General features: G+C 57.7%; 14 protein-coding genes and 2 pseudogenes. 8 read left to right on the top strand and 8 right to left on the bottom strand.

Translation table 11 applies throughout. The features are described from left to right. From BSU04_RS10665 to BSU04_RS10635, 5 genes are all read left to right on the top strand, one after another. Positions 1-1319 (top strand): acetyl-CoA hydrolase/transferase family protein (locus BSU04_RS10665; protein ID WP_089160585.1); only part of this gene is annotated, 1319 nt, incomplete at its 5' end. Between the two features lie 420 nt (positions 1320-1739). Next, positions 1740-2162 carry an IS66 family insertion sequence element accessory protein TnpA gene (gene tnpA / locus BSU04_RS10655; protein WP_089160584.1) on the top strand — a complete coding sequence of 141 codons (423 nt, stop codon included), beginning with the start codon at positions 1740-1742 and terminating at the stop codon, positions 2160-2162. A 44-nt stretch (positions 2163-2206) separates the two neighbouring features. Continuing rightward, positions 2207-2503, top strand: coding sequence for an IS66 family insertion sequence element accessory protein TnpB (gene tnpB, locus BSU04_RS10650; protein ID WP_089160589.1), 297 nt, complete (start codon positions 2207-2209; stop codon positions 2501-2503). Positions 2504-2553: 50 nt separating this feature from the next. Continuing rightward, positions 2554-3822, top strand: coding sequence for an IS66 family transposase (gene tnpC, locus BSU04_RS47475; RefSeq protein WP_256982451.1), 1269 nt, complete (start codon positions 2554-2556; stop codon positions 3820-3822). Between the two features lie 878 nt (positions 3823-4700). Then, a complete protein-coding gene (locus BSU04_RS10635) occupies positions 4701-6098 on the top strand; it encodes an MFS transporter (RefSeq protein ID WP_089160582.1) in 1398 nt (465 codons plus the stop codon). 338 nt (positions 6099-6436) lie between these two features. Here BSU04_RS10635 and BSU04_RS10630 read toward each other — a convergent pair whose 3' ends face one another. Then, a complete protein-coding gene (locus BSU04_RS10630) occupies positions 6437-8305 on the bottom strand; it encodes a chloride channel protein (protein ID WP_256982448.1) in 1869 nt (622 codons plus the stop codon). A gap of 1743 nt (positions 8306-10048) precedes the next feature. Here BSU04_RS10630 and BSU04_RS46385 point away from each other — a divergent pair. Then, positions 10049-10210 carry a hypothetical protein gene (locus tag BSU04_RS46385; RefSeq protein WP_179258280.1) on the top strand — a complete coding sequence of 54 codons (162 nt, stop codon included), beginning with the start codon at positions 10049-10051 and terminating at the stop codon, positions 10208-10210. 20 nt (positions 10211-10230) lie between these two features. On the opposite strand, the gene BSU04_RS10620 is transcribed toward BSU04_RS46385, so the two are convergent. Then, positions 10231-10977, bottom strand: a complete 747-nt coding sequence (locus BSU04_RS10620; protein ID WP_218827256.1) for an MIP/aquaporin family protein — start codon at positions 10975-10977, stop codon at positions 10231-10233. Positions 10978-11056: 79 nt separating this feature from the next. Next, the gene (locus tag BSU04_RS10615; RefSeq protein WP_089160580.1) at positions 11057-11407 is read right to left on the bottom strand and encodes a hypothetical protein; all 351 of its coding nucleotides are present in this window, start codon (positions 11405-11407) and stop codon (positions 11057-11059) included. 558 nt (positions 11408-11965) lie between these two features. Between BSU04_RS10615 and BSU04_RS10610 the strand changes: the two genes are divergently transcribed. Then, a complete protein-coding gene (locus tag BSU04_RS10610) occupies positions 11966-12457 on the top strand; it encodes a low affinity iron permease family protein (protein WP_089160579.1) in 492 nt (163 codons plus the stop codon). A 333-nt stretch (positions 12458-12790) separates the two neighbouring features. Here the strand turns inward: BSU04_RS10610 and BSU04_RS10605 are convergent, their stop codons facing one another. From BSU04_RS10605 to BSU04_RS10585, 5 genes and pseudogenes are all read right to left on the bottom strand, one after another. After that, the gene (locus BSU04_RS10605; protein ID WP_256982446.1) at positions 12791-13186 is read right to left on the bottom strand and encodes a hypothetical protein; all 396 of its coding nucleotides are present in this window, start codon (positions 13184-13186) and stop codon (positions 12791-12793) included. A 193-nt stretch (positions 13187-13379) separates the two neighbouring features. Then, on the bottom strand, positions 13380-13592 hold the full coding sequence (locus BSU04_RS48770; protein WP_089160577.1) for a TrfB-related DNA-binding protein: 213 nt from the start codon (positions 13590-13592) through the stop codon (positions 13380-13382). 577 nt (positions 13593-14169) lie between these two features. Then, positions 14170-14394 (bottom strand): annotated as a pseudogene (locus tag BSU04_RS10595) (molecular chaperone DnaJ); the annotation flags it as partial. A gap of 413 nt (positions 14395-14807) precedes the next feature. Further along, a complete protein-coding gene (locus BSU04_RS10590) occupies positions 14808-15107 on the bottom strand; it encodes a hypothetical protein (RefSeq protein WP_089160586.1) in 300 nt (99 codons plus the stop codon). Between the two features lie 262 nt (positions 15108-15369). Beyond that, positions 15370-16535, bottom strand: a pseudogene (locus BSU04_RS10585) (IS30 family transposase). 293 nt (positions 16536-16828) lie between these two features. Here BSU04_RS10585 and BSU04_RS10580 point away from each other — a divergent pair. Next, positions 16829-17880, top strand: a 1052-nt coding sequence (locus tag BSU04_RS10580; RefSeq protein ID WP_144021191.1) for an AMP-binding protein, incomplete at its 3' end; no start/stop codon positions are given.

Genomic DNA, 17880 nt, shown 5'->3' with positions numbered 1-17880 from the left:
TCATGACCGGCGCATCGACTGCACCGGAACTCGACGGTGTACTGGCACGCGCAAATGGCATCGCGATGCGTCTGCCCTATCAATCGGATCCCACGCTACGCGACAAGATCAACGCTGGCGAGATTGAATACCTGGACATCCATCTGAGCAATGTGGCGCAGCATGCATGGTTTGGGCTATTCGGAGATTTGGATATTGCCGTAGTGGAGGTGTGCGCAATACGCGAGGACGGACTGCTTATTCCCTCCTCTTCAGTCGGGAACAACAAGACGTGGCTTGAACGCGCGAAGGGCGTGATTCTTGAAGTCAACGCGCGTCAACCCTTGGGGCTCGACGGCATGCACGACATCTACTACGGTACTGCGCTACCTCCGCACCGCATGCCGATTCCATTGTTGAACACGGGCGATCGCATCGGTGAGCCGTACCTCCGGTGCCCGACCGACAAGATCCTCGCCATCGTCGAAACGGATGCGCCGGATCGCAGCAATGCATTTACGCCACCTGATGCGACGTCCCGGCAGATTGCAGGGCACCTGATCGAGTTCCTGCGGCACGAGATTGCACGTGGCCGTCTGCCGGCCAACCTTCTGCCGTTGCAATCCGGCGTGGGCAATGTCACCAACGCCGTGCTGGCCGAACTGGGCGAAGGCGGCTTCACGGGGCTCACCGCCTTTACGGAGGTCATTCAGGACGGCATGCTCGATCTGCTGGATAACGGCACGTTGAGCATGGCCTCGGCCACTGCCCTCTCCCTGAGTCCGGCTGCAACAATTCGCTTTGCCGATGGGATAGAGCGTTTCCGTGAGCGCATCGTGTTGCGGCCGCAGGAAATCAGCAACCACCCGGAACTGGTGCGCCGTCTTGGCTGCATCGCGATGAACGGCATGATGGAAGCCGATATCTACGGCAATGTCAACTCGACTCATGTGATGGGAAGCCGCATCCAGAACGGGATCGGTGGCTCGGGCGATTTCGCGCGCAACGGCTATCTGTCATGCTTCATGTCCGCCAGCACGGCGAAGAACGGTAGCATTTCGCGGATCGTGCCGATGGCAAGCCACGTCGATCACACCGAGCACGATGTGGCTGTCGTGGTGACCGAACAGGGGCTCGCCGACCTGCGTGGCCTCTCGCCCAAGCAGCGGGCTCGGGAAATCATTGCCCGCTGTGCACATCCGGACTATCGCCCGATGCTACAGGATTATTTCGAACGCGCCTGCCAGCAAAGCTTCGGCAAGCACACCCCGCATCTACTGAAGGAAGCCCTGTCCTGGCACGAGCGGTATATCGAAAGCGGCTCCATGCGGAACTCGTAACCGGTCCCCTTAACAAGCATCGGGAACGCAACGCACAGAAGGTGTACGGTTGCGGTACCTGGCGCCGCGACGCGGCTGACCAGGTCGATTACGTGGACGCTCTGGAGCGAGCCGTCCAGCGGAACGAGGAGGATATTGAACATGGCTGCAGATAAAGTCGGAAATGGTGATGCGAGACGTGTCGCCGTCAGCCGCGCGCATAGCCTATCTAACAGTAGTCGAAAAGCCTCAAACTTTAAATGGGTAAGTGACGATTAAGCGAATACGTAGCTCGACGCTCAGCGTCGGCCCCCTCCGAATTTCGAACGGCTTGGCTCGTATAGGAAGCGGTCGTTTGAGAGTGAGCGTCAGCGGATCCCGTCTTGAATCGCGGCATTCGGAATGTGAAGGTGGTGCTTTCGTGAGAACGAGGGCAATGCGATGGAAGACGAGAACATTAAGGCTGCAACGGCGATGGGTACACGTCGCCCACGGCAAGGGGAAGTGTTCTGGGGCGAAATGGTTACCACCTGGAAGTCGAGTGGTGTCGGCGCTCGGCGATTTTGCCGGGAACAGGGTTTGGCGGTAAGCACCTTCAGCCTGTGGCGCAAGAAGCTTTCGACCCACATCAAAGAGATTAAGCAGCCGCTCGCGGTTACTGCGGATGCGGCATTCATCGTTTCCAATCTGGATGGTGAACTGGCTCCCTCAAGGCCACCTGTTGCAACGCAAGCGGCTGATGTGTCGCCGTCGCGTGACGGGGTGACGCTATCGCTCGCTGGCGTTCGTATCGAACTGAGCGGCGTTCACGCCGAGCGCATCGTGCGATTTGTGCTTGGACAGCTCGGGGGTGGCCGGTGCTGATTGCCTCGGACGTTCGCGCTTACATTTGTCGCGACCCGGTAGACATGCGCAAGGCGATTGATGGGCTGTCCTATCTCGTCGAGCCGTTACTTGCTCAGAAGCCTGCATCGGGCAACCTGTTCGTCTTCGTGGCGCGCGACCGTTCCAAAGTGAAGATTCTTTATTGGGACCGGACCGGCTTCGCGCTTTGGTATAAGCGTCTCGAAAGAGGCCGTTTCCCGTCACCCTCGTTACTTGCTCAGCGCGGCTTCACGCTCGCCGAGCTTAACGCATGGCTCGAAGGCATCGAGATTCCGGCGCGAGAGCCGCACCACAGCGTGGCAGTAACGCGCGTGACGTGAGGTGCTCCAGCGGAGCGCCGAGCTTGTAAACGTGGCCTGAGTTAGGCATCATGGAACACATGCCACCCAACGCCGTCACTGTCGCGGATCTTCCCGTCGAGCCCGATGCGCTGCAAGCGTTCGCGCTCGAACAGAACCGGCTTGCACGGGTGTTGTGGGAGCAGTTGGAAATCCTCCAGCATCAGATTGCGCAGTTGAACCGTGCGCGCTTTGGCGTGAGCTCCGAGCGTCTGGCGGGCCAAGCCGAGCTGTTTGACGCCGCCACGGATATCCCGGCTCCGCCAGCAGTCGACGCCGTTCCTGTAGAGAGTCACACCCGTAAAGGGCGTCCTGCACTGCCCAAGGACCTGCCACGCACACGCATCGAATACGATCTGAGCGACGAACAGAAGATGGCGTTCGATACGCTCGAACGCATTGGCGAAGAGCGCAGCGAGACGCTGCATTACGAGCCGTCCAAGCTCACCGTCATTGAGCACATCCGCTTCAAATACGTGGCGAAGAAGGACGGCGAATCGACCATCGTGACCGCAAGCGCTCAGCCGTCGCCGTTGCCCAAGAGCAATGCAAGCGCCAGCCTGCTCGCCAACGTCCTGGTCAACACCTATGTCGATCATTTGCCGTTGAATCGTCAGGAAATGCGCTACGCGCGCCGGGGCGTGTACTTACCACGCGCCACGTTGTGCGAATGGAAGCTGGCATCTGCTGAGCTACTCTCGGTACTGCTGCCTAGCTTGCGCGCTCACCAGTTGAAAGCGCCGCGCATGCACGTGGATGACACGACGCTACCTCTGCTTGAGCGAGGGCACCCATCAACGCGCACAGCACGACTATGGGGTTATCTGGGCGCGGGCCAGCGCAACGAGAACGGCGTCTGGATTAACCATCCGCCGGCAGTCGTGTTCGAGTTCGCCGAGTCCCGTGCGGGAGCACATCCGCTGCTGTACCTAAACGAATACAAAGGGTATCTGCAGGCCGACGCGTATAGCGGCCATGGTGCGCTATACGAGCGAGGCGATATTATCGAGGTTGGATGTTGGGCGCATTGCCGTCGCCGGTTCTTCGAAATTGCTAAGGATCAGAAGGAGCCGGGGCTCGCGGCGCAAGCCCTTCGGTGGATCGCCAAGCTATATGCGATTGAATCGCGGGTCAAAGACCAGGCACCAGACATCAAGCTGGCGGCACGGCAAACCGAAGCATCGGCAGAATGCTTGATGACCCCCGACGTATTCTCGAAATACGTCAACGCCTGCACCTGGGGATGGCCGTCAACTACATCGGCGACAACCCGCTTGGACCGCCGGCGCAAGGCACTATAGTTGAACTTCGTCAGACACAGGCCGTGGTTCAAGACAGCGTAACCCGACGCCGTTGGGGCGTGCTTTACGCAGCGATCATCCCAGAAACTTCGAGTGCTCAGCCTCACGTCGAACCGGCATCACCGCCGAGAACGCAGCGTGAAGAATTCTTCATCGGTGACACAGTTAGCTTCACTGACAAGCACCTAAGCGAGCGCGTCGGAGTCGTCGTGAGGCTGAATGCCAAGACCGCGTCGGTCGCCGTTAATGACACCGATGGTCACTGGCGCGTTTCGTACTCCCTACTGCGAAAGATCGTCGACATTTAGCCGCGCAAAACCGCCCCAACGGGTTTCGCTGACGGATACGTTCCACAGGCTAGTCGGAGCGGCCTACGCGACCTTGAGGCTGGACTGGATGACTAGGCGAGCCATGTCCAGAACTGCCGAAATCTGTCTGTACCGGACGTACGCCGGTTCTCTTTGCCATCGACGTGCCATGAACGCATCGAAGTGGCGAGCGAGAAGATGTGCTCCGTGCAGCCATGTCAACGTATTGAACAACCAACTTCCGGCAGGGGCACACGCCTGTCATGGGATCGAATTGGCCCGACAGATCATTGCCGAGAATTTCACGTCAAGCCCAAAAGATGCGTTGGTGTTCGCCCGCATTGCTGAACATTGCAATGATGTGCGAGATTGCAGAAGGTCGCGTGGCAGTCAGTGAGCGATGACGGCGTATATGCTTCCTCTCATTGTTTAAGGCGATTTCAAATATATCCGATCGCCATGTGAACAAGGAGTGGCCGGGCGCCCTTCTGATTTTTATTGAATTTCCGTTACAAGAAGCTGCGGACGTGGCGATTGATTTTACAGTTCTGTCAAAAATAAGAGGCGTACATGTCCAGCGAGAAAGCAGCTGAAATTGCGGCACGGCTTGATCGGTTACCACCCTCGCGTACGGTCTGGACCATGGTGATCCTGATCTCGCTTGGCGGTGTGTTCGAGTTCTATGATCTGTTTTTCACAGGCTACGTTGCGCCCGGCATGGTCCAGTCCGGGTTATTCAAACCGGAGTCACTAGGCTTCTTTGCAGCCCTCCAGCCCCTTGCAGTAGCGGGTTTCGGCACCTTTGTCTTTGCCACATTTGCGGGACTGTGGGTCGGTACCCTCGTGCTTGGTTATGTGGCGGACCGGTTTGGCCGGCGCCTGATCTTCACCTGGTCACTGATCTGGTACATGGTCTGCACGGTGATCATGGCGTTCCAGACCTCCGGATTCGCGCTCGATATCTGGCGCTTCATCGCGGGCATTGGCATTGGCGTCGAGCTGGTAACGATCGACACGTATATCTCCGAGCTGATCCCAAGCCAGGAGCGTGGCCGCGCGTATGCCATGAACCAGTTCATCACCTTTGCCGTCGTGCCGGTGGTCGCGTTTCTCGCGTATGCATTGAACGGGACGCGGCCCTTCGGCCTTGACTATTGGCGCGTAGTCATCCTGATCGGGTCTGTCGGCGCCGTCGTTGTCTGGATCTTGCGTCGCCACATTCCGGAAAGCCCGCGTTGGCTCGCGCGTCACGGCCGGATGGAAGAAGCCGAGAAGATAGTCGCGGATATCGAACGCCAGGTCGTCGCGGAGAAAGGCATAAGCCTGCCGCCACCACAAGAGGTCTCACCCGAGAAGGAAGGACGCGGCTCGCTCAAGGAAATCTTCGCGCCGGGTTATCGGCGCCGGACGATCATTCTGTCAATCTTCAACATGGCGCAAGTGATCGGCTTTTATGGCTTCGCTGCCTGGGTGCCGACACTTCTGATCCATCGCGGCATTCATGTCACAGCAAGCCTGGGATATGCATTCGTCATTGCGATTGCAAACCCGTTTGGTCCGCTGCTGGGCATGTTGTTCGCCGACAAGCTCGAACGGAAAACGCAGATCTGCGGTGGGCTCTTCACGATGGCCATCGTCATCGCGATATTCTCCCAGGTCTCCACGCCATGGATCCTGATCGGGCTTGGCGTCTTGTTCACGCTAGCCGCGAACATCATGTCCTATGCCTACCACGGCTATCAGGCCGAGCTATATCCAACCCGCGTGCGGGCGCGCGCGATTGGCTTTGTCTATTCCTGGAGCCGGATTTCCGCGGCCTTCGCCGGGCTGGCGATCGGCATTCTGCTGCATGGGTATGGCGTGCCGGGCGTCGCTGTCTTCGTCGGAATGTCGATGCTGGTGGCGATCTGCATGATCCTGCTCGGACCTTCCACCAAGGGGCTGTCACTCGAGACGATCAATCATTGAGTCCTGGACGACCGGTGTTTGTCTGTCTCCGTCCGTCATGCATGCGTCGCGGCTCCCGCGGCGCGCTGGCATGCCATTTCGTTTTGAACCATGGCGACTCATGCAGAGGCTTGCCAGGCACGCCCATCGGCAACCGTTTATCTGTTGCTAGTGTTCGCGCGTTGCCATGCGGTTATTTTCCGGACGATTGTTCAGCGAAGTATTTCAGCAAATGGATGCCCCGCGTTCATTGGCATCTACCGTGACAACAGCCGCGCATTTCATGTCAACGATGCCGGTCTCTGTCTAAGCGCCCGCTCGACATGGGCAGATAAAAACATCGCCATCGCGCGCACTCGCTATCCAGGAAAAATCTTTACGCTGCTCGCCACCGAGTCGGCGATATGCTCTTTGGCAATAACGCCCAGCACACGAGGAAGCGCATGCCCCTTGCCATGTCCGACGACGACCGCCATGACCGCCCGCTGTTTCCACATTCTCGTAATTACATCAAAAGCAACGTCGCTTTCTCCCACGACGATGAAATTGGTTTGTGCAAGAGCACCTAGCGTGATGCTGGCGATGCTTTGACTCAACGCGCGGCGCAAGCCCGTGTTGATGCGCAAGACGCCGACGATTTCGCGCTCTCTGGTCACGACGATGTGTCGGAAAACGGGCTGGTCCGACTTCGTAAGTCCGTCGTGAAACAGTGTCGTCTCGTCGAGAACCAGTACGTCAGTTTCCATCACGCTGGACGCGCTCCGGACCATGAACATATTCGCGTGCAACGCGTTGGGAATGGGATGTCCGCGTCTCACAAGCTTCAGAGTGTAGATGCTCTCTCGCGAAAACATGCGTCTTGCACCGAGACTGAACGCAACGGCAATGATCATCGGAAGAACAATGTCGTAGTCGCGGGTCATCTCGAAGATCATCGCGACGGCGGTCATGGCCGCTCCGGTGCCGCCGCCGACCATCGCGCCCATCCCCACCATTGCAAACGCGGGTGCACTCACTGGCGCACCCGGCACGATTGCCGTAATCAGCGCAGAAAATGATGCACCGAGTGTTGCACCTATGAACAGTGAAGGTGAGAAGACCCCGCCCGATGAACCTGAACCAAGGCTCACCGAAGTAGCGATTGTTTTGCAGAGTGCAAGCAAAAGAAGAAATGCACCACCGGAGAGTTGCCCGTATAGCGTCGCCTGAATCGTTGCGTAGCCGACCCCTTCCACATAGTAATGGCTTGCGGTAAGCCACAGGGCGTACATCATGCTGCCCACGATCAGCATACCTAAGCCATGCCGTAGATAAGGGTTGGGGATGCGTTCGAAGGCATCCTCTGCCCAATGAAGCGAACGAATTAAAAGGGCGGCGGCGATGCCCGTAATGGCTCCAAGCAACGCGTAAAGTACGAAGGTGAAGGCGCTACTCGGCTCGTTCGGGATCGCTCCAAGGTGCACGGGTACGAAGAACGCCGGTGCCGCACCGAAAAAAAGTCGGCCGACAAACGTTGCAGTGCCGGTCGCGATCGCGACCGGCAAAAACGTGTTGACGCTGATCTCGGGCATCATCAGTTCGGTGGCGAACAACACTCCGCCAATCGGTGTGTTGAAAGTCGCCGCAATGCCCGCGCCCGCTCCGGCAGCGACAAGCGTGATCCGCTGTCCTGCAGTCATCCTGATGAACTGACCGAACGTCGATCCGAGCGCCGAACCGATTTGGATAATGGGCCCTTCACGCCCCACTGCTGCGCCCGATCCGATTGCAAGGGCGGACGAGATCGATTTCGCCAAAGCCACGACGGGCCGGATCGCCCCGCTTTTGTAATAAATGGCGTCCATCACTTCCGGAACGCCATGTCCCTTCGCTTCCGGTGCGAACTTCGTCACGATCCAGGTGACGCCAATTCCCCCGATCACCGGAACCAGAATCACCAGCGCGCCCCACGGAGCGGCCGGCGTGAAATGACCGGTGTCATACGTAAAGGAAAATTGGCCGAGAAACAGAACATTGTGGACTAGCCCGATCAGAGCGCGAAATACGATCGCTCCAAGTCCGGTAACAATCCCGACGACAAATGCCAGTACGCATAACCACCGGACTGCTAGCGGTTTAACCGAGTCCTCGTTGGACATATTCATGTTGCTGGGCTGCACCGCGGCGACCTTAACATGCCGGTCGTCGATGCCCAGGGACTCTTCGTCCAACTCGGAATGCTCGGACATCACCCACCTCCTTAACATCCAACGCCCATGGTTCGGTAGGAACTCAAATAGTCGCGTCGCACGCAGGCAGAATGCATTGACTTGCGGCCGTCTCGATAGGTGAGCCAACGCTGTTGAGCACGCAGGCGTAAAGGATCGCACAGCCAGCCCCGATTACAGACGCCTCATCCGCATAGTACCCGGCTGCCGCATTAAGCGTCGCCACACATTGAAAAGGCACTTCCTACGAATACCCCATGTTCGCGCCCGCAGCCGGTTCACGTTCACCGCCCAGCGAGAGAGAAAAATTAGCGAGCGATGCGTCTGCTGCTTTACTTTCTGATGACCACATAAAAGCAACGGCACGAAAGGGAACAATGCGACCTCATTTGAGGGTCGGCGAACGACACTGGCTGAGCGAGCCGCTCGATTCCGGCCGTGGTTGTTGCGACTTCAGATATGTCCACGCTCCACTTAAAGCGCTTCGCAAGACCGATTCTGACGACATTCAACTCACTACAATTCACCGAGTTTTCATCGCGATTCAACCCCTCAAGTCGCGTTCGATGTCTGAGAAAGTAATGGCTCTACGTCTAGTGGCGGGATGTGCCAGGCTCTTCCAGAATGTGGAAATATCATTGTCCCTCACAGTCCAACATAGTAAGGTTGGACCTCGTTTTCCTCAGCCCATATTTGCACATCGAGCATCTCGTTAAACTCAACGGATCGATCATGATAGACACAACAGAACCCCGTTGCAGTCCTATATACAAGTGCCCATTCCAGCACGGGGGGCTCCCCCGCGAGTGTTTTGTACTCGCCCGATATCTCGGCCGCGACGTCATGAAGAGCATTCTTGATCGTCTTCTGAATCGAATCGAATCCATGTATCAATCTCATTGGAGCCTCTCCCGCGAAGCATGACAACCCCGCTTAAAGCATTACTTGACACGAACCTTGGCATCGCCGCGACCATTGCTATCCGGCAAAGCTTTGCCATAGCGCTTGAACTTCGTATCTTGTATTTAATACCAATAGTGACCCCGGCGATAGGGCATTCAGTTACTGCCAGACAGTTAGACAGCTCGTTGACAGGGACGATTTAATTTCCACCTTAAGTTCTGTTTAAGAAAGTGGGCTTAACCCGAAGACGGCAATAAACAGTCGGAAAATGTGCCGCTGGTGGTCGGCGTTGTGTACCACGTACCTCTGATTGGCTTTACGCTGCAACCCGGAGAGGCTGCGAGCGCTTCGCTGCCCATGTTGCGACACGATTTCACGCCGCACAGCCGCATCGATTTCGCGATGTCTGCGCCGGGTGGATTAACGGGCATGCGCGGACCGAACTCGCCTTCTCGGCGATCGCCGTACTCATCACAAGTGATAAGGCAGATGTCAAGTCCGGCAGGCAGGCGGAGGTAATTCAGTTCGGCCCGAATTTCGTTGCAGCAGTGGATGGTTATGCAGGCGTGTGATAATACCAATCATCTTTTCTTCGAATTCCGGGACGAGTCCGATGACCGCGTGAAACGACATCGTGCCCTGAGAATCGGGCGGCCTGGCGCACCGGATTGCGCATTGCGATCGGGGCGTGAACTTTCGGGCTACAGACGGTATCAAAACTTTATACAGCAGCATTGCCACGTCAAAAACATTGAAGAATACTTACAAAACACACGTGTTCGCGCGAAGATCATGGAATGCCTCCGCCGGCTAATGCGTTGCGCCGCGGGCGGCATGACATCACGAAAAGGAGTCCTCTCGATGCCAGCCACCCGCCGTCATTTCATGATGATCGCCGCGTCGCTCGCTTCAACCGGCGTGCTTTCAAACAGGTCATGGGCAGTGCCACCGCGCAATAGCCGGCGGGCTGCCTGGGTTCGACCGTTGGAATCGGTCGTGATCGGCTGCTTTGAAGAACTCTAGCAGGCGGTCTAAGTTGGCACCTACTCTTCGTCTTTGATATTGCCCTGTGCCGCCAACGTCCCTGCAGCGGTCGCGTTGCCTTTCAGAAACCACTCAAAGCATACAGCTATGAGTGCCCCCGCCACGGGACCCACGACATAAATCCAGGTGGTACTGAAGTCGCCGCGAATCAGGTCGGGAGCGAACGAGCGCACAGGATTCATCGACGCGCCGCTGACCGGCGCCGCCCAAAGGCCGGCCAAAGCAATATAGCCCCCCACTGCGAGAGCTCCATTAGAACCGATATTGCGGGCGCCCGACGCGGTGCCAAGGATCGTGCTGACCAAACCGGTCGTCAACAAGACTTCCATCGCAAGCGCCTTAAAATCGCTCACGCCTTGACCGGGCGTCGTAGCGCCTAGCAGTCCTATAGTGCCGAACATGGCTCGCAGGAAGGATGCCGCTGCGATGCCCCCGATGAACTGCGCTCCGATATAGCCCGGCACCCGGCTCCATGGGAAATTGCGACGCACCGCGAAGGCGAACGTGACCGCTGGGTTTAAATGAGCCCCCCCGACAGCGCCCATGAAATAGATGATCGCCATGACCATCAACCCCGGTGCGACAACCTTCATACTCAGGGTTATCACGCCGCCACTCTGAGCACCAACGGCCCCGGCGCCGGCGGCAACGACAACAAGGAGGAATGTGCCCCAGGCTTCTGCGAACAGGCGCCGCCATTCATGAGCGGATTCCAGAAAATCGGGCGGTGCAGAACCGTGCAGCATAAGCTGCTCTTGTGTCGATTCAATTCGGTCAGCATGAGCGGACATCATGATTGCTCCAATGGAAACAGCATCTATCCAATCAGACAATCTTGCAGGGAATCATCGCGTCCTCATCGAATGTGTAGACCGCACATAGTCGGTGATAGCCGTCGGCAATAATCAGTTTGGCGTGATTTGTGTCCCGGAAGAGCAAGAGAGGGGACAGCTGTTCGCTAAGGATGATTCGTGCTCGATCTTTTTCTACGTGGCTATTGCTGACACCAAGCAGCGATACCCCGGACGCCCTGAAAATATCTTTCGCTGGAATTAGCGTGATCTCAGCACTTTCCCATTTTTCGGCAGCGGTCCTTGCAGTCTGTGGCTCAAAAATCAGACTCAGATAAGATTCAGCTGCTGGATAATCATGTTTTTCTGAGGATTTTTGAGCCATTTAACATTTGCCTTCTTCATGGCTGCACCTTTACGGGTAATTTAAGTTTTTACAACACTTAAGCGTAGTTTTGTTCTGCTGCGAATCATTTCTTAAGTACGGGGTACGCTACCCCCAAAAGCGATTCCCGTAACCTCGTCGAAATGGTCTTTCGGAAATCTGCTCAGCCTCTCGTCCTTCATTGTTTACGAGCGGCAGCTTTCGGGCAAGCATTTGCGGCTCGCCGATGACGGGTCTTGGGCGGCCGCGCCTAGTATCGATAGGCCGAAGTAGGTCGATATGGTTGAAAAAGTCGCCGCGCGCGGTTTCCGTGCTGCAGGCGAAAATTTCGACCTCTCAGATCAGCCTACAAGCCGCTCGTGAGCCTTGGATAGAGGTAAAACGACCCCTGAAAACCTCGTGAATAACACGGCACCGACTTTTTCAACAACATCGGCCCACAAGAGACGTTCGCCCCTCTTTGAAACGGTCATTCAATGCCTGCAAGTCGCACCCGTAGAAAGAAGTGACTCCGCGTCTATGTCATCATCCGGTACATTGACCCGACTACCGGAGATCATGATGAGCAGCAAATGGTTTTCGAAATTCGCGAGCTACCTTTCCACGATGACCGGTAGACCCGCCACCTTTGTGGTGGCCTTCACCCTTGTGATCGCGTGGGCGGCCACCGGCCCGTTCTTTCACTACAGCGACACATGGCAACTCGTGATCAACACGTCGACCACGATCGTCACGTTCCTGATGGTCTTCCTGATCCAGAACACGCAGAACCGCGACACGGCGGCGATGCAGATCAAGCTCGACGAGCTAATCCGCGCAATGGACGGTGCGCATAACGCGCTGCTCGATCTCGAAGAACTCGAAGAAAAAGACCTGAGCCGTTTCCGAAAACACTACGAAAAACTGGCGGAAGAAGCGCGGGCCGCGCTGCGTGCGGGCGGTAGCGACACCGATTCGCCGTTCGTCGACAACCGCGATGATAATGATGAAGACCGGCGAGGCCATGAGAATCGCGATGGCAAGCCGGGGACCGCGCCGCTACGCGGCTAGCAAACACGCTGTCCGACTGCGGCGCGCATCCGCTCGATGTGCGTCAACACCTTGGCCAGCGCGTTTCTAGGCGGCAAGCGAATGACCGTATATGGACTCTTCCTCGTTTGCAAACACACCATCTTCGAAAGTGGCCGATCTGCGCCGGCCATGAACTTGCACATTTCGACCCACTACAGTCACTCGGAATTTGCGCTCCAACGCGTGGACGCTGCTCGGTATCGGCTGCGGCACATTCCAAACAGACAATTCAGCAAAAGGCTCCGCGCTGACCGAGTGACGCGCCTAGCGTAACCGAGATGTCGTCATTCATTCCAACAGCGTACCGGGTCGCTAACTCCGCGCCCGGTTGACCGCGCTTGTAGCTAGCTCCCGCGCAAGGTCCGCGTATAACTCAGCCCACTTGCCAAGCAAGGTAGGGTCATCAGTCAGAAAAAGCGGGTGCTCGGCCCATGCGCTGACGCTCGGGCCTTTCCAGGCTATCTCGAAGATCCGCAAATCCTCATCCTCGCTGACGCCGCTATCGATCAGCTCGCGCAATGAGGCGAGGTGGTAGAGATGCACATCGTCGGTCGCGATGCCATGGATAGCAGCCAGCGCGTCGGTCGCGCGCTTTTGCGCGGCGTCGCGGCTGCCGGCCATGAGGAACACAATGCTTTCGCCGTGCGCGTTGCCGAACATGACTCGATACAGTGCGGTTTTGCAGTGATGGCTTAGTTGCGTGCTCATACTTGCCTCAGTGCCCAAGAACTGTTCCTCACTCCGCCGGATCGCGTGCCCACCGCTTATTTGCGTCTCTAATCGCCGCTTTCGGTCGCGGTGGCTTCCCCTACTCCGGTACACGTACACACTGCACATGACAAGGCAGGCCAGCGCGAAAATCCCAACGCCCGCGAGTATCGCCAGATCTGCGCGCGCCATTTCAAGCTCCTTTTAGTCCCGCGCGCGCTTCGTCTGCCATTTGCCGCTCCTTTCCTGCGAGCTCGGATTCAACGCGCTCCCAACAGGGAGACACTTCGTTCCCGGCCGCGACCACGCGGTTGACGATCCCGTTAATGCGCGTCCTGGTCAGGCCGGTTTTCTGTGCGACCGAACTTTGTGCCACACGGTCTACCAGAATACGGCAGCCCAGCATTTCCAACGGCCGTGCGCGTGAGCCCGGGCAGGCCGGCGGCGAAATAGTCTGCTCTCATCGTCGGCATTGCCATGATTTCTTGAGCGAAGGGACGACACCCCAAGTATCCGACTTACGCTCCTATCGATCAATAGAACGCGTCTAATCTGTCCCGCTTTAGGACGTTTTTTTGCCCCGGCTGCCCTTTCGATGATCGCGGCATTGGAGGTTGCCCGTCCGTGTCGCGGAGCAGCACTGAGTGCCCCTGGTGAATCGCGAGTTGTGCTGGACCCACCCTGATTTCGACCGAGATGTTTATCCTTTCGCGCTGCTACTAGATTCGGCTCCCGTTGGTATGTCGTCGCCGTAAAAGTGCTCCTTACCCCGGCCCGCCATCGACCGCGTCACACAGGAACAAAGTGTACGCAGACGGCATAGGTGTCTGCACGCTGCCGCACCGAGCCACGATCAGACCTGAACGCGCCGGGCCGTTGGCGTCTGGGCAGCGACGATGATTAGGTCCGGTCGTGTTGCCTCACAGGAGAATGTTACCCCACGCATCACGACGGGCAAAGGCCTCGCGCCCTAGTGATGACAGTTCGCCGTTACCCGACGAGCGAATCCGCATGCCGTCGTCATTACCCGCCGGAATCCTCACTTCCAGCGTCTTCGTTTCCTTCACGTTGCCCGCGAAGTGACGATGGCCGCACGGCTCAGGAACGTGGGTGCCGGTGCCGTGACACTGACACTTCGGGCAGGTTTGCTGGATGCTGAAAAAGGCCTGCGACGTCCGCCTGGTGCCCTGGCCGTGGCAGGTCAGACAGGCCCGGCATCGACGCCCTTGCCAGCCTCACGGGCGTTCTGCCCGACTGGCCAGAACACCATACTGGGCAAGACCTTCCGGCGAACGCGGACGAGTTTCACACGAGGCCCGGCCGCACTTGCCAGCATCTGAAAAGGCAAACAGAAACTATCTGATTTTGATGACTCTTTAAATCGGGCCATTTCGCCAAGCCCCGTCATGGTTGCCCATCGCTGCAGTCGTAATCTGTACAGAAATCACGGGGATACCCTGCACGGGCCACATGCCAAATCGGGCCACACAGCATGAACATCACGGGTTGCTGACTGTCACATCGCACCGGTGTGGCGGTCGGCCCCAGCACGTATCGCGCGTTCATGTGGCCTGACCCGGATTCGTAAATATCCTAAGCTTCAGATATTTATGAATCCGGGTCAGGCCACAACTGTCGCACCCTCTTTTTCGAGCAGGCGCACCGCCGAATCGAACGCTGCCCGGATCGCCACTTGCCGACCGCATTGGGTTACGGGCTCGATCGGGATCATGTTGTAGTCGCGCGTGATGAAATCGAGACGGGCCTCGTACGGCCGCGAGCCGTCGAGATTACATAGGGACTCGATGGCCAGATGACAGCCCGCAACCAAACGCGCGAACCGATCAATTCGAACAAGCTGCACGCTTGCTTCGGCCTCTATTTCCGCTGATCCGACAAAGCCCATATAAGCGATTTGCATTCCGACGCCCATCACACCACCCCTTCGATCGTTAAGACAATTATTTTTCGCGTCATCACCTTTCCTCAGGCCGGTGGGTAGATCCCGGTGCCAAGCGCAAACTCTCGCTAATGAAATCAATATGTACTGCCGTTGCCCCTGCGCATTGACCTGAATCAAGCTAGAACGCAGGCCCGATTGATGTCAGAGCGCAGCCACGTTCAAGTAGCAATCCTATGTTGCATATGGCGGGCCTTTGGTCTCAAACATGGACGGGACGGGTTCAACCGGTGAATGCAACACCCATGCTGGCGTTTAGTTTATCTGCAGGCGTCATGAAACCCAACGTCTTTCTGGGTCGTTGATTCAGTTGCAAGGCAATCTTGTTCAGATCGCTTTGCGAGTAGCCAGCCAGCTGGTGCCTTTGGGGAAGTACTGCCGAAGCAATCCGTTGGTATTCTCGTTCGTACCACGCTGCCACGGGCTTTGTGGATCGCAGAAGTAGACCTGCACGCCGGTCGCGAATGTGAATTGCATGTGCTGCGCGAGTTCCATGCCCCGGTCCCAGGTGACCGATCGGCGGAGTTCCGCAGGCAGCTTGCGAACCTGTTTGCTCAGCGCGGATACGACGCTTTCCGTGTCCTTGCCCTTTACCTTCACGAGAATGGTGAAGCGCGACTGACGCTCTACCAGAGTCGCGATGTGTGTGTTGTTCGAGCCGGTCAGCAAGTCGCCTTCCCGGTGCCCCGGAACAGCCCGATCTTCGGCTTCGGCGGGCCGTTCCCGGATTGATACCGCATCAATGATCTGCCCGCGCGGTTGCCCCTTTGCTGACGCTTTCTTCGAACGTCGCATCATACGGCGCGTGCGTAGGTGTTTCATCAGCTCCGCCTTGAGTACTCCACGCGCCTGAATGAACAGACTGCGGTAAATCGTTTCGTGTGAGACCTGCATGGTTTCGTCATCGGGGTACTGCTGCTTCAACCAACCAGCGATCTGCTGTGGCGCCCATTTCAGTCGCAACTTTCTGGCGACCAGCCGACACAATTTAGGATGGACGGCAAGGCGGCAGCGTTTCGGTCGCCTTGCGTTGTCCCAAGCTCTTGCGTCAGCCAGCGCCGCCCGATATGTTTTCAGCCCGCCATGCCGAGCTACCTCACGGCTGATCGTCGAAGGCGACCGACCGAGGCTCGCCGCGATCTGGCGCATTGAAACGTCCGCATGGAGGCCGCGCGAGATTTCTTCTCTCTCAGCAAGGGTCAGCACTCTGGTCGACCGTTTCCTTGCTATCGACATGATGCCGCCATGCGGTCGGACGATCGCGTGAATCGAGGCAGCGTGCTTTCCTAACGAGCGGCCAATGTCGCTGAGCGACTCGCCATCTTTCCATCTTTGCCACAACAGCGTCTTTTGTGCAAACGACAGCCCGCATCTTCTCTTTTGATTCACCTACGTTTCCTCCTGGGCCGACATTAGACCAGAAGGTGTTGCAACGACCAGTTGAACGCGCCGGAGCTTTTTTATGAATCGGGCGTTTCGTCTGCGCAGACTGTTTGATTTGCATCAAAAAGTCGTCTGGGACACATCTCATAGTTGACTCATGGCAGCGCCTCGATTAGACCAGCATCGACCAAGCGAGAGGCGCATCCTCCCTCACGCGTGCAAAGCCATTCGGGCCATCAAGAGCTCCTAGGCAACGGCTGCTGTTTGCTCGTCCATCTCACGACTCAAGCGAGGAGACTATGTCTACCATCGAATCGACCCCTCTCGTCCCTGCCCAGGGTATTCCCCCGGCAGGCCGCACCGCGATTGAAAGCATGGACGCTTACCGCGCGCTCGTGGCTGAGGCCGCGCAGGATCACGAAGCGTTCTGGGCACGTCTTGCGCGCGAGCATCTGAGCTGGCGCCGTCCGTTCACGCAGATTCTCAACGACCGGGACGCGCCGTTCTACAAGTGGTTCGAAGACGGCGAATTGAATGCGTCGTACAACTGCCTTGACCGCAATCTGGCCAGCGGCAATGCGAACAAGACCGCGATCATCTTCGAGTCCGACGACGGCCAAGTCTCGACCGTCACATATCAGGCGCTGTATCACCGGGTATGCCGGCTCGCGAATGCACTGCGGGCACGCGGCGTGAAGAAAGGCGACCGCGTGGTCATCTATCTGCCGATGTCAGTCGAAGGTGTTGTCGCGATGCAGGCGTGCGCGCGCATCGGCGCACCGCATTGCGTCGTGTTCGGCGGCTTTTCCGCGAAGTCGCTGCATGAACGCATAACGAATGTTGGCGCGGTAGCAATCATTACCGCGGACGAGCAGGTTCGCGCCGGCAAGACGCTACCGCTGAAAAGCATTGTGGACGAGGCGCTTGCAATGGGCGGCACCGATGCGGTCAAGACCGTCGCCATCTATCGGCGTACGGGTGGCCGGATTCCATGGATCGGCGGCCGCGACGCATGGTTGCATGAGCTGGAGCACGCGCAGGCGGACACTTGCGAGCCCGAATGGGTGAGCGCCGAGCATCCGCTGTTCGTGTTGTATACGTCAGGGTCCACCGGCGCGCCGAAGGGTGTGCAGCACAGTACGGGAGGCTATCTGCTGTGGGCTGCGGTCACCATGAAGTGGACCTTCGACATCAAGCCTGACGATGTCTTCTGGTGTACCGCCGACATCGGCTGGATCACGGGGCATACGTACATCTGCTACGGGCCGACCGCCGTTGGCGCGACCCAGGTCATTTTCGAAGGTGTGCCCACGTACCCGAACGCCGGCCGCTTCTGGGACATGATCGAGCG

It is taken from the genome of Caballeronia sordidicola (genome assembly GCF_002220365.1).
GTDB lineage: Bacteria > Pseudomonadota > Gammaproteobacteria > Burkholderiales > Burkholderiaceae > Caballeronia > Caballeronia sordidicola_C.
The sequence above is the reverse complement of the archived record's forward strand: the minus strand, read 5'-3'. Positions and strand labels throughout refer to the sequence as shown.